The following is an 11785-nucleotide window of genomic DNA, read 5'->3' on the forward strand; positions in this document are numbered from 1 at the left end:
CTTCACCAAGAAAACACCGAACACCATGACCTCTGCATCCCACACCTGGACCCTGGCCATCGACTTCGGCACCTCCAACTCCGCCGCCGCACACTCCGGTGCCACCAGCGGCAGCATCGAAGCCCTGTCGCTGAACCACACCAGCCACCTGATGCCCTCAGCGGTGTTCGTCGACAACCCGAACAACATCCTCGTCGGCGCAGCCGCCGTCAACGCCGCAGCACAAAACCCGACCGGGTTCATCGCCTCACCGAAACGCCTCATCGGCCACCAAGCAGGAGTGCCGGCCAACGGACACACCGTGCCCACCTACGCACTCGTGTCGGCGGTGATGCGCACCATCATCGGCCGCGGTCTCGCCGCCCACGCAGGCGTCATGCCCGAACGGGTCGTGCTCACCCACCCCGAAGCCTGGGCACCCCAACAGATCCAAGTCCTCATCGACGCCGCAACGGCCGCCAACATCCCCCGCGAGCGGATCACCACCATCTCCGAACCCCGCGCCGCCGCCGGACACTACTCACGCTCACACGCCCTGCAACACGGCGCCCGGATCGCCGTATTCGACTTCGGTGGCGGAACCCTCGACATCGCCGTCCTCGAAGTCACCACCACCAACAGCTTCCACGTGATCGCCGCCCGCGGCGACAACGGCCTCGGCGGCAAGAACTTCGACGCCCTGCTGCAACGCTGGGTCGAAGACCGCATCGCCGACCGCGACCCCGACCACGCCACCTGGCTACGCCGCACCGCACCAATCGACGCCATCCAAGGCCTGCAGAACTCAATCCAGCAAGCCAAAGAGCTACTCTCAGAAACCCCATCGGCCACCATCACCGTCCCCGGCCCCGGCGACCGCACCACCCTGCAAATCACCCGCGACGAGTTCGACGAACTCATCGCCCCCGCCGTCGACTCCGCAGTACAGCTCACCCGCGCCACCCTCATCGACGCCGGACTAACCACCCCCGACCAACTGCTGGCCCTGTACCTGACCGGCGGCTCCTCACGCATCCCGCTCATCCAGCAACGCCTCGGTGAACTCGGCCCGGTCGCCACCCTCGACGACCCGAAAACCGTTGTCGCCCAAGGCGCACTGCTACAGGTATTGGCGGATTCGGCTCCCACCCAACCCCGGCCGGTGCCCGCCGCCGCGGACCTCATGCCGTCCTGGAACACCCAGCCCCGCACCCTGGTCAACCCGCAAGCAGGGACCGGGACGTCGCGACGCCGATGGAAGCGAGTTGCGGCCGCGGTCGTCGCTGCCGCCGCAGTGCTCGCGATCGCCGCCACCGTCATCGCAACCAGCAGTGGCGACGACACCCAGGACCGGCCGCTGGCGTCTAACGCCACCGAAACCCTCTCCCGGAACACCGATCCCAAGGCGTCCTGGCCCACCGGCGAAGACGGTGGATCGATCCTCACTGACGAAGAGCAAGCCCGCGCTCAACTTCCCACCACACTGCAAAATCAAATCACCGGCGACTGCCGCAGAACGAAAGGAACCTCGAACGGAGCTGGCAGCTGGGACTGCGACCTCAACCCCGACGGAAGTCTCGCCGAGTTCGCGCGGGACCCCAACGACTTCTCTGTAGGCTTCAACGTCGACATCAACGAGGCCAACCGGGAAATCCTGAACTACCGCAACGGATTCTGGGCCAAGAGCTACCCCGAAGGACAGACCGCACTCGTCGAGGACTCCGCCCGCACCGCCGCCGCCGAAATCATCCCCGAAGTCCGAGACGACCCCCAGTACGGCTACACCATCTACTACGCCAACCCCAAAAGCGGCGTGGTCATGACAGTGCACCGCGTCAAAGACATCGACTCAGCCCGCACCTTCCTCAACCGAGCCGGCCTCATCGACTAACGCCGTCGTCCACTTCGCGCTCAGCAGGTACACGCCCTGACTGTGCGATCCGTCTCCTCTAATTGGCATCTAAGGGGTCGTCGTCCGCACGCGCGTAAGTAGCGACGTCGCCACCTAAGCACGTGCTCTTCGGCCCGGCATATAGTCAACTAGTTTGTTGAGTCAAGGAGTGAAGTGGAAGCAGCAGTCCAGCTTTTGTTCATGATCGGCCTGTACCTTTTGCCGTCGATAGTCGCCGAGCTACGGAAGGCGCCGAACAAGGGGTCGATCATCGTCATCAACGTGCTTCTTGGATGGACCAACATCGGTTGGGTCGTGGCACTGGCAATGGCCGCGCGGGACGTGCCGCCCGCGCCTCAGCCCGGCCAGTTCGCACAGCCACCTCAGCCCGGCCAGTTCACGCAGCCACCCCAGCAGCGCACGTACCGACGTCCGAACCCGCTGAGGTACCGAGGTAACTGACCCACGAGAGCCCCCGCTACGGCGGGGGTTTTTCGTCTCGGTCAGGACACGTGAGCAGCCTGGACCATACAGTCTGATTGCCCCACCGAGAGAGGATGGCTCGCTACACTGCGGGCTGTGAGCAGCGGTGATGATCTGTTGAAATCGATGGGTTACCAGCCGGCCAGCTTGGTGAACTCGATGGTGGCTCCGACTCCTCGGGAGATCGCGCAGCGTGCCGCTGACATCGTTGCCACCGTGCAGGATTCGAGGGACGCCGTCAGTGAGGCCGCCAACTGCCTGCCCGGCTACATCGAGGCCGGCATCGCCTGGGACCTGGTCGCCGTCGTCGAATGGATGGCCGATCAGATCGCTCGCAGCCGACACCCATTACTCGGCGAAATGCTCGGCGCGGGCCCGGTTCCCTGGGAGTGCTGGCAACGAGAGTTAATCGAACCCTGGCCCATCCTCGCCGACGCCGCAGCGAAGCTCGGACGATCATTACCTGCCCGGCGATCGCCAGCGGGAAGCACGTCCATCGTGCCGGTCACGACTTGGCCGAGAGCATAAGGCAGGGCGTCAACGTCGATGAGGCCGTGGCGGGCGGCCCAACGGCTCGAGACGGCACTCCGGACGGGGTGGGAGATCAGTGCATCCTGAGTCGCTGGGCGAAGCTTGCGAGGTAGACCAGCTTGACGGTGCGTTGTGCCTCGGCCTGGATGCGCGAGTTGCTGTCGGCCAGGAACCCTTCGAGAACCTCGGCTAGATGGTCAAGAGTTGGACCGCACTGGGTGCATGCAGCTCGCAGTGAGGGATCGGCGAGCTGAGCGACGATCCTCTGCAACGCCAAGGGAACATCCCCACCCTCACTGCTGGCATTTCTAGCCGATGGATCACCCGCGTCGATCTGCGGGAAGGAAGGTCGACGAGAGTTGTTGCTAGACATGCAATTCCTTGTCCGGGTCAGATGGTCTCGCCTAGAGATACACAACGCGGCCGTAGACAGCGGAACCGTCGTTGGTCTTCGGGGTGCTGGTCTTGAGGATGGCGTAGGAGCGCACCGCAACCGGCCCGGCGCAGCCGTCGATGCTGATGTGGCCCTCACGAGTGGTAGTGGAGGCTTTGCCTGCACCTACGGCCTTTTTGTCGAAGGTGACGGTGGTGATGTTGCCCGGTGACATCGTGATCGACAGGCTCGGCTGGATCAGTGCCTGCGGGCTGATCGACAGCGACCCGCTGGGGCCGGCGCCGCTGACACCGCCACCGCCGCTGCCGCCGATGCCCAGGCTTGCTCCGACGCTGCCGGTGACCGCTTCGAGCTGCACCGCGCAGCCGATCATGTAGCCGGCCTCGACTTCACCCTTGATCGGTGCGGTGGCCTGCCTGGCGGGCGGGGTCAGCGTCGAGGTGGCCTTCATCGACATGAATGCCTCACGTGAAGTCGGCACCGACGACAGCGGAGGGACCTTGCGGACCTTCTCGTTGGTGGAGGCGATCGTGGCCTTCCAGCCGTCGTCGGTGACGAAGGTGCGCTGGTGGCCCGGCTGGGCGTCGGCGACACCGGCAGCGAGCCCGCCGGCCAGCGATCCCAGCGACACAGCAGCAACGGCAACGCTCATGGCGGTCTTAGTCATCATCAGAAGAAATCCCTTTCCCATCGCGGCGAGCACCGCGGGCGGTGGTGGTCCGGGCAGTGGTGCCTGCCGGGTGAAATCTGTGCTCTGCGTGAGCAACTGAAGATTGGTTGCCACCACCATGGCGAAAGGTTCCCGATCCGGGTCAACTTGGTCTGCCCATTTTCAGAGCGAGATGTTCGGCCACCGATGCAGAGATGCCCGATCCCCTACGAGAAGGGTCGGGCATCACAAGAAGAAGACCAGGCCAGGTGCCGCCGCGACGAGATCGTCGCCACCTGCGAGGGGTTAGACGACGAGATCGCTGTCGTAGCCGCCGGCGTTGGTGACGTCGTGCTGGGTCGAGGGATCGTCGCCGTAGGTGTCGGTGCCATCGCTATAGATGTCCACGGTGCCGTCACCGTCGATGTCCTGGCCGTACACGTCGGGGGTGCCGTCGAAATCGGTGTCTACCGCTGCGGTGTCGAGCTTGCCGTCGCCGTCGGTGTCGATCGCGACGGCGTCAATCTTGCCGTCACCGTTGGTGTCGACCGACAAGGTGTCGGGACGCCCGTCGCGGTCGGTGTCGGAGACGATGGTGTCGGCGCGGCCGTCACCGTCGAGGTCATGGATCTGGGCTACCAGCTTCCCGTCGTCGTAGGCATCGATCTGGGTGATGTCGCCGTCAGCGTTGAAGTGGGTCACCTCATCGACGGTGCCGTCCTTGTCGATGTCCTGGGCAACCATCGAGCCGCCGTCGGCGGTCGGCGCGGCAGCGGCATCGACGCGGCCATCACCATCGGTGTCGGCCTCGACCAGGACCACGTTGCCGTCCTCGTCGTAGTGCACATCGACCGAGTTGCCGGCGCTGTCGGAGGTGTGCACGACCCCGTCGCGACCAGCCGGTTCCGGCGCAGGAGCCGGTGTGCTCGAGTCCGAGGTGGGAGAGGGTTCGGTGTACAGCTCATCGGGGCTGATGTTCGGAGTGTCGTTGCTGGGGTTGCCGGACATGCTGGTGGCCTTTCACTCGATCGTGGAGCGTGTCGAGGATCTGTTGCCACCAGGCACGAGAAAAGTTCCCCGCATCCCTGATGCGCGCGACACCCCCGCAAACGCGCTGCTCTCAGGTCAGGAGTACACCACACACCCGACCCCGACACCCTGACCGAGTGACAGCCCGACAATGCACGGTGGGGAGAATGCACGCTGAGACGTGGGTCGTCACTACCGACTCAAACGGTCCACGCCAGCGAGCAGCGGCACAGGCACCCAGGCGGGGTCGATCGGCACCCACGTAAGCGGCCGCTGAACACCAGGCTCTGGATTCTCCCTGAGCGGGACCGGCCGGATCTCGGGGCCGAGGGCCAGCCCGTGCGCTCTGGCATCACCGATGCTCGCTGCGGTCAGGATCGGACGATCACCCAACGGTTCCTTCAGAGATCGGCGCACCAACCTGGCCTTGCCGGGGACTTCATCGCCGCAGCGGTATCTGTACACGCCCTCGCTATCGCTTTCCTCCCATCGAGTCACCGAGACGACGATTGCGTTGCTGTGCTCATACACCCCAGTCACCGTCGAGCACCCGCCCAAGATGGTGGCTGATCGTGCGCCCGAAACCACCAGTCTCACCGTCAACTCGCTGGGATGGTCGTAGCCGATGATCGTGCCCGGACCAACCTCCCGCCGCTCATACTTCGATTCGTAGAGCGGAGGTCGCTTCGTCGACGACGATGCCGAAGCCGAAGCCGTCGATGAGGACGATTTCGAGGACCTGGTGTTGTCCAGGCCGGTCAGCATCAGACCGCCGACAATGAGGACTACCAGCACGAAGATCGCGCCGACCTGAGCAACGCCATGGGCCTCGGCGCTGGGTTCATTGGCTTCGGGATTGCGGTACTTCCACGACTGCGTCACACCCCACCAGCCGCGCGGATCGACGATCTGCCACAACAACAACGGCGCCGCGACGCACCCGATGATCACCCAATACGCGACCACTCGCCGCCCCTTCCATTTGCGACCCAATACTTGTCGTGGCCGACATAACGTGCGGCCGGGTCACACATGAGTTGCACCCGACTCCGGCGGTTGTTCCCCCACATGCGACAAGTCCCCGACGAACGGAGTGCCAGAATCTCCAACGGTGGGGAGGGGGAGACGTGTCGCGAACACCGGATGAGATCGTCGAGCAGTGGCGGCAGAAACGTGCTGAGGGTTGGACGACGAAGGCCATCGCCGAGCACTGGGGCGTCGCACAGGACACCGTGCGTCGACGGTTGGGCAAAACCGGCCGCCGGCGCATCAAAGATGACGATGTCGCGCAGTGGCGACAAAAGATGCTTGAGGGATGGACGCTCAAAGACATTGCTGCCGAATGGAGTGTTTCGGTGAGCACCATCCACCGCTATCTAGGTGCCGTCGGCCTACGTACCCGCAACTACCACCCGTTGACCATCGACGACGCGGTCGCGGCCTACCGGCAGTACGGCACCCAGCAAGCTGCTGCCGAAGCCCTCGGGGTGGGTATATCGGTGCTGCGGATGCGGCTGTATGAGTCAGGGCTAGGCCTATCTGCCTATCTGCCTATCCGGGCGGTCGGCCGTCCAAGGAACCCGGTGTGCCCAACCCGCCCCGTGGCGTGCGTCGAAATGAAACAAGTCAGGAGTAGGGAACAAACCCGGGCGACCTCTGCATCCCATGTGGGACTGAGAAGGTCGCGATCTGGACGGACGGCACCCGCCGACGTTCCGCCCGTCCCTCAGGGGTCGAGGACCCGAGGAGTCTCACTCCGCGAGATCGCCGGAACCGCCGGTTACGATCACAGGCGGTGGCGGCCTGGTCCTACGGCTGGGCTTCGGCACACACGATTGGAGAACCGAGCATGCCTGACGACGAGTCGCCCATCCTGGCGGCGCTCGGCCTCGACACCGCGGATCTACCGGCACCGCCGGCCGACCTGTGGGACGCCGCACTAGCTGCGGCGTTCGATCCCGCGGCGACCGCCGACCCAGAAACTGTGCCCGACATGGACGACACCGTCCCCACCGAGGACGATCTGCAGCTCGTCGTCGATGAACCCGACGACACGACCGCCCTTCATGCCGACGGCCCGACCTCGACCACTGGCGGCGAGGGTTTCGGCGACGCCTCTGTCGACCCCACTGTCGTCGACGACGGAGGCCATAGCGGCGACGACCAGCCCTATCTCGACCAGGGGCACGACGACACCCACACCGACGGAAGCCACGATCTGTGATGGGCGGGGCCACACCGATGACAGACGACGCCACCCTGCTGCTGGCTGCCCGCAACGGCGACCAGCACGCCTTCGCCCAGCTCGTCAGTGCACACCGCACCCACGTCTGGGCCGTGTGCCTCAACATCTGCACCAACCAGCACGATGCCGAAGACGCCTTGCAAAACACCCTGGTCGCCGCCTGGCAGAACCTGCACAAGTTCCGTGGGGAATCCCGCTTCTCCACCTGGCTGCACCGGGTCGCCGCCAACAACGCCCTGATGGTGGTGCGCAAACGCAAGGCCAACACCACGATCACCGACTTCTCCAACCCTGACCAGCCCGTTCAGCTCGTCGACGACGACGGTGGACAGCCCTTCGACGACACGCTTGCTCTCCGCGATGCTGTGCGGCAGGCCCTGGCCCAGCTCTCCGAGGACCAACGAGAAGCTGTCGTCCTCCGGGAGTTCGGTGACCTCACCTACGCCGACATTGCCGCCCACCAAGGCGTTGGTGTCCAAACAGTGAAATCGCGCCTCAACCGCGCTCGCACCCACCTCGCCCAACTTCTACGGGACCACGCCGTCACCTAGACCGCGATTCGCACATACATTCGAGTGCGCGCTATACTCGTGGTGGATGGGGTGAGTGAGCGTCGGGAAGCGTCTCGCGCACCCCATCCACACTTCCCGCGAGTAGAACCGCCGCCCTCCAGGGAGTGGCTGAGCACCGAGGTCGAGCATGTTCGAGACGTGGCCTGATCACAGGACACTGCGGGTGTTCGATCCAGCCCGGCCCGTCGTCGTCGACATGGTGCGCGCTGATCCCTCGTGCGGTCGGCCGTACTCGGCCGCGACCGGGGGAGTGTCCCTACGGGTGCGGGCATCTGGGGCAAAGATCGAGCCGACCATGCCGGCACGACAACTCGCCTGGCTCCAGCTGTCCAACGGGCTGTGGCGCGGGATCTGTGAACTAGACGTCCGTAGCGCCAACCATGCCTCTTCGATGACGATCACCCTCTGGGTGCCACCCGAAGCCATACAGGTTCAGGAGAACCAATGAGCGACAACGACAGTGGGGGACTGACCAACCGCCTCGCGCCCAAACGGGGCGCGTCACCCTCGACGACCTGACCTTGATCGTGCGTCCACCCGGGCGGCCCGCCGACATCCAGACCTTCACCAACGACGAGATCGCCGAAGCCGCGGCCTACGCGAAAGCGAACAACGCCGAGGTTGAGCAGCTTCCGTAGCACTACGATCACCCGACATGACTGGGGCCAGCCGATTCGACGCGGGGATCGCCCACCTCCACGAATACGTCGCCGTCCACGGCACCAGCAACGCCCGTGCCAGCGACCGCATCGACGGCTTTCCAATCGGTCGATGGGTCAACAGCCGCCGCACTGAGTACCGCGCCGGCCAACTCTCAGCCGACCGAGCGCAGCGACTGGAGGACGAGTTCCCCGACTGGTGCTGGAAGATGAACGCACGGACGAGTTTCGACGACGGGATCGCTTACCTGCGCCGATACGTCGAGTTGCACGGTACGAGTAACGCTCGGCAGCGTGACACCGTCGACGGCTTCCCGATCGGCACCTGGGTAGCCTCCCGTCGCGCCCAGTACCGGGACGGCCGGCTCTCGGCAGACCGGGCCGCCCAGCTCGAGGAGTTCTCGGACTGGCAGTGGGAGATGCGCACCCGGACGACCTTCGACGAAGCGATCACCTACCTGCACCGCTATGTCGCCGTCCACGGCACCAGCAATGCGCCCCGAACGGCGACTATCGACGGATTCCCGATCGGCACCTGGATAGCCAAACGCCGCACCGAATACCGAACCCACCGACTACCGACCGACCGGGCCAAGCGACTCGAAAACGAGTTCCCCGACTGGAAGTGGGATATCCGCGGCAGTGACCGGCGCCGGACTGAGTCTCGATAAGAGACGCGGCCGAAGTTGTATGGATGAAGGCAGCTCGCGATGGCACGGTGGTCCCGCTGCACACGCACGTCATTAGTGTTCGATCACAGACGCGATGGCCTCCATAATCACGTCATGATCAGGGTGGTCAGCGGCGGTTTCGGCGATCTTGTGCAGGTAACCGGTGAGGTCGTCGAGCAGGTGTCGGCCTTCGGTGCCAAGCACAGTGATAGCTGAAGCAGGGGTGGCGACGGGAAGGCCGTCGAGAACGGTCACATCGTGGTGCCAAGACAATGGCTGGGAGACGCCGAGCAGTTCGGCTGTGGTCGTTCGTCGGTGCCCGGAGCTGGTTCTGATCACGGCCAGCTGTGGAAGAGGGCAGGATGCCTCGCCTAGTCCGTGGAGCTCAAGAGCCGTCATCGCGGTCACGACGTAGTCAGGCCATTGGGCCGACAGTCGTTCGCTGGGAAACAGGTCTTTGCCGGCGGCCACCCAGGCCAGTCGTGCTGTGTCAGTAACCCTGTCACCCAGATGGTCGGGTTGGCACATCACGCCGTGCACGACCGGCGCGAGATACCCGTTCTGCCGCAACCGTTTCTGGTCGGTGCGTGTCAGTTCAAGCCGCGCACACTGGCCGCTGGTGATGAATCCCCACTGATCGGCCAGAAGGTCCGCGATGTCTAGCCACCGCAGCGTCAGCTGAGTGTTCAGTCGAGGTAGGGGAGTTAAGGCCACGCTCACCATTCTCTCTGGCGAACCCGGGAGATCCCTTGCAGCCTCCATCGGTAAAGTGCCCGGAAAAACAGCAGCTCGTCATGTGCACGTCTGGTTGGGGGAGAAATGGGTAACCGTCGGCGTTTTGTGATGTCGCTCGTGGTGGCATCGTGTGTAGGTCTCACGGCAGTGGGATGCTCGGACTCGGACACGGACACACCGCAAGGTGATCAGTCTCGTCCGAAGCTGTCGAAGATCGAGATTCCTGATGCCGAGCTCAGCGCCACCGTCGAGGGGCAACCACTCCCAGACGTCGACCTCACCACATTTCAGTGCTACAACGAGAGCGATTTCATCAGTCTTCACGGGCAAGACCCCACCAACGGTCAGCCCGGGCTCGCGGTGAATCTGCAACCAGGAAATCCGCCGAAAGTCGAGAGCGTGTCGTTCGGACTCGATGGTGTTCTCTACACGGCCAAGGCCGGCAAAGGCACCGCCGAGATAACCCAGGACGGTTCCCGGATCACGATCAGCGGCACCGCGGAAAGTTACGACCTCGCCGAACCGCTCACCAAGCGATTTGAGGTCTCGGCGACCTGCAACTGAACACCGACCCATACCGATGGCCTGCTCCGTCGCTTCCTGTGGAGTAGCTACGACGAGAACTCGCACTGGAAGGGTTTTGAATCCGTTTCCTCAACCCGGCGGACTTCTGTCCGGTCAGGAGCGGCCTCGCACGGTCCACCGCCAGTCGGAGAACTCGGTTTCGATGCGGCGGATCCGCTCGGCCGACAGTCGCCCTTTGCGGTAGTCGGCGCGACGGTTCGCCACCCACTGGCCGATGGGGAATCCGTCAATCGCGTCTCGCTGAGGGGGGTTGCTGGTGCCGTGCGCGTCACGATAGGCGTGCAGATGTGCGAGCCCGGCCTCGAAGGCGGCGCAGGATGCCGCGGCCTGCGGGTTCCACTGCCAGCCCGGAAACATGTTCTCGAACAGCATGATCCGGTCGACTGGGAGTCGATGTTTGCGGTAGTCGGCGCGGCGGTTGGCGACCCACTGGCCGATCGGGAATCCGTCGATCACGTCGTGCTGGCGCGGGCTGCTGGTGCCGTGCGCGGCAAAGTAGCGGTGCAGGTACTCGATCCCGGTCGCGAAGGCGGCATCGAGCACATTCCACCGCCAGTCGGGGAACTCGAATTCGATACGCGCGATCCGCTCAGCGGACAGCCGACCCAACCGGTAATCGGTGCGGCGGCTGTCGACCCAACTGCCGATTGGGAAGCCGTCGATCGTTGCGGTGCGGGATGGCGAGCTCGAGCCGTGCGCGGCAAAGTAGCGGTGCAGGTGCCTGAGCCCGGCCTCGAATCGAGAATCGTCGGCACGACCGCGGCCAGCGGTCGTGAAGTCATGCTCGCTGGACATTGAGGTCATAGCCTGTCCGTAGCGGTGGACCGTACGGTCCACCGCCAGTCCGGGAACTCGGTCTCGATGCGGCGGATCCGCTCGGCCGACAACCGACCCCGGCGGTACTCGGTACGCCGGCTGCCGACCCAACTCCCGACGCGAAATCCGTTGATCGTCGCCCCGTGCGGCGGCGAGCTCGAACCATGCACGGCGACGTAGCGGTGCAGGTGCTCGATCCCGGCCTCGAACCGCTCCTCGTAACTACTCATCGCAGCTCAGGATAGATTTGGGAGCCGTGATCTCAGTTGCCAGCGGTCCGTCCACCTCTGTGGCGCCGCCACCCGTCAACCACACCGAGCTCACACACACGGTCTGGTCCTTCTTTACTTCAGCCGGGTTCGGTGGGATGGCTACACTCCTCGCCGCGATCGTTGCAGGTGGAGTAGCGCTTTTCAGCGTTCGGCGGACGAGGCAGCAGCATGAAAGACAGCTTGCTGCCCAGGAGCGTGACCGCAGGATCGCTCGGTGCTGGGAACGCCTCACGTGGATAGCGAATACCTCGTTTGCGTCAACCGCGGACTCCGG

General features: G+C 64.5%; 14 protein-coding genes. 7 read left to right on the top strand and 7 right to left on the bottom strand.

The genetic code is table 11. The features are described from left to right. Positions 1-25 precede the first annotated feature (25 nt). From M1L58_RS21290 to M1L58_RS21300, 3 genes are all read left to right on the top strand, one after another. The gene (locus M1L58_RS21290; RefSeq protein WP_154883220.1) at positions 26-1870 is read left to right on the top strand and encodes an Hsp70 family protein; all 1845 of its coding nucleotides are present in this window, start codon (positions 26-28) and stop codon (positions 1868-1870) included. 174 nt (positions 1871-2044) lie between these two features. Further along, positions 2045-2332, top strand: a complete 288-nt coding sequence (locus tag M1L58_RS21295) for a superinfection immunity protein (RefSeq protein ID WP_227026405.1) — start codon at positions 2045-2047, stop codon at positions 2330-2332. 117 nt (positions 2333-2449) lie between these two features. Continuing rightward, positions 2450-2881 carry a hypothetical protein gene (locus tag M1L58_RS21300; protein ID WP_154883219.1) on the top strand — a complete coding sequence of 144 codons (432 nt, stop codon included), beginning with the start codon at positions 2450-2452 and terminating at the stop codon, positions 2879-2881. Positions 2882-2957: 76 nt separating this feature from the next. Here the strand turns inward: M1L58_RS21300 and M1L58_RS21305 are convergent, their stop codons facing one another. From M1L58_RS21305 to M1L58_RS21320, 4 genes are all read right to left on the bottom strand, one after another. Then, positions 2958-3257 (bottom strand): hypothetical protein, encoded by a 300-nt coding sequence (locus M1L58_RS21305; RefSeq protein ID WP_248660386.1) that lies wholly within the window; start codon positions 3255-3257, stop codon positions 2958-2960. Between the two features lie 31 nt (positions 3258-3288). Further along, the gene (locus M1L58_RS21310; protein ID WP_227026404.1) at positions 3289-3948 is read right to left on the bottom strand and encodes an MspA family porin; all 660 of its coding nucleotides are present in this window, start codon (positions 3946-3948) and stop codon (positions 3289-3291) included. Between the two features lie 285 nt (positions 3949-4233). Beyond that, a complete protein-coding gene (locus M1L58_RS21315) occupies positions 4234-4935 on the bottom strand; it encodes a hypothetical protein (protein ID WP_154883216.1) in 702 nt (233 codons plus the stop codon). A 213-nt stretch (positions 4936-5148) separates the two neighbouring features. Continuing rightward, positions 5149-5922, bottom strand: coding sequence for a hypothetical protein (locus M1L58_RS21320; protein WP_154883215.1), 774 nt, complete (start codon positions 5920-5922; stop codon positions 5149-5151). 883 nt (positions 5923-6805) lie between these two features. Between M1L58_RS21320 and M1L58_RS21325 the strand changes: the two genes are divergently transcribed. The 3 genes from M1L58_RS21325 (at position 6806) to M1L58_RS21340 (ending at position 9103) form a co-directional block, all read left to right on the top strand. Then, positions 6806-7180, top strand: a complete 375-nt coding sequence (locus M1L58_RS21325; RefSeq protein ID WP_154883214.1) for a hypothetical protein — start codon at positions 6806-6808, stop codon at positions 7178-7180. A 17-nt stretch (positions 7181-7197) separates the two neighbouring features. Continuing rightward, the gene (locus M1L58_RS21330) at positions 7198-7752 is read left to right on the top strand and encodes an RNA polymerase sigma factor (protein WP_154883213.1); all 555 of its coding nucleotides are present in this window, start codon (positions 7198-7200) and stop codon (positions 7750-7752) included. Between the two features lie 676 nt (positions 7753-8428). Beyond that, the gene (locus tag M1L58_RS21340; protein WP_154883211.1) at positions 8429-9103 is read left to right on the top strand and encodes a helicase associated domain-containing protein; all 675 of its coding nucleotides are present in this window, start codon (positions 8429-8431) and stop codon (positions 9101-9103) included. Between the two features lie 72 nt (positions 9104-9175). Here the strand turns inward: M1L58_RS21340 and M1L58_RS21345 are convergent, their stop codons facing one another. After that, positions 9176-9817 (bottom strand): type IV toxin-antitoxin system AbiEi family antitoxin domain-containing protein, encoded by a 642-nt coding sequence (locus tag M1L58_RS21345; RefSeq protein ID WP_154883210.1) that lies wholly within the window; start codon positions 9815-9817, stop codon positions 9176-9178. A 105-nt stretch (positions 9818-9922) separates the two neighbouring features. On the opposite strand from M1L58_RS21345, the gene M1L58_RS21350 reads away from it, so the two are divergent. Further along, positions 9923-10402, top strand: a complete 480-nt coding sequence (locus M1L58_RS21350) for a lipoprotein LpqH (RefSeq protein ID WP_154883209.1) — start codon at positions 9923-9925, stop codon at positions 10400-10402. 114 nt (positions 10403-10516) lie between these two features. On the opposite strand, the gene M1L58_RS21355 is transcribed toward M1L58_RS21350, so the two are convergent. Together M1L58_RS21355 and M1L58_RS21360 are read right to left on the bottom strand one after the other, a co-directional pair. Further along, positions 10517-11218, bottom strand: a complete 702-nt coding sequence (locus M1L58_RS21355; protein WP_154883251.1) for a helicase associated domain-containing protein — start codon at positions 11216-11218, stop codon at positions 10517-10519. 5 nt (positions 11219-11223) lie between these two features. Further along, entirely contained in the window at positions 11224-11469 is a 246-nt protein-coding gene (locus M1L58_RS21360) for a helicase associated domain-containing protein (protein ID WP_248660387.1), read from the bottom strand. Between the last annotated feature and the right edge of the window lie 316 nt (positions 11470-11785).

Source organism: Gordonia sp. C13, from assembly GCF_023218005.1.
In the GTDB taxonomy this organism is placed as follows: domain Bacteria; phylum Actinomycetota; class Actinomycetes; order Mycobacteriales; family Mycobacteriaceae; genus Gordonia; species Gordonia namibiensis.

Coding starts and splice junctions, on each gene's coding strand:
- M1L58_RS21290 (WP_154883220.1), top strand. CDS start 26: ATGACCTCTGCATCCCACACCTGGACCCTGGCCATCGACTTCGGCACC.
- M1L58_RS21305 (WP_248660386.1), bottom strand. CDS start 3,257: ATGTCTAGCAACAACTCTCGTCGACCTTCCTTCCCGCAGATCGACGCG.
- M1L58_RS21310 (WP_227026404.1), bottom strand. CDS start 3,948: ATGATGACTAAGACCGCCATGAGCGTTGCCGTTGCTGCTGTGTCGCTG.
- M1L58_RS21315 (WP_154883216.1), bottom strand. CDS start 4,935: ATGTCCGGCAACCCCAGCAACGACACTCCGAACATCAGCCCCGATGAG.
- M1L58_RS21325 (WP_154883214.1), top strand. CDS start 6,806: ATGCCTGACGACGAGTCGCCCATCCTGGCGGCGCTCGGCCTCGACACC.
- M1L58_RS21330 (WP_154883213.1), top strand. CDS start 7,198: ATGACAGACGACGCCACCCTGCTGCTGGCTGCCCGCAACGGCGACCAG.
- M1L58_RS21340 (WP_154883211.1), top strand. CDS start 8,429: ATGACTGGGGCCAGCCGATTCGACGCGGGGATCGCCCACCTCCACGAA.
- M1L58_RS21350 (WP_154883209.1), top strand. CDS start 9,923: ATGGGTAACCGTCGGCGTTTTGTGATGTCGCTCGTGGTGGCATCGTGT.
- M1L58_RS21355 (WP_154883251.1), bottom strand. CDS start 11,218: ATGTCCAGCGAGCATGACTTCACGACCGCTGGCCGCGGTCGTGCCGAC.
- M1L58_RS21360 (WP_248660387.1), bottom strand. CDS start 11,469: ATGAGTAGTTACGAGGAGCGGTTCGAGGCCGGGATCGAGCACCTGCAC.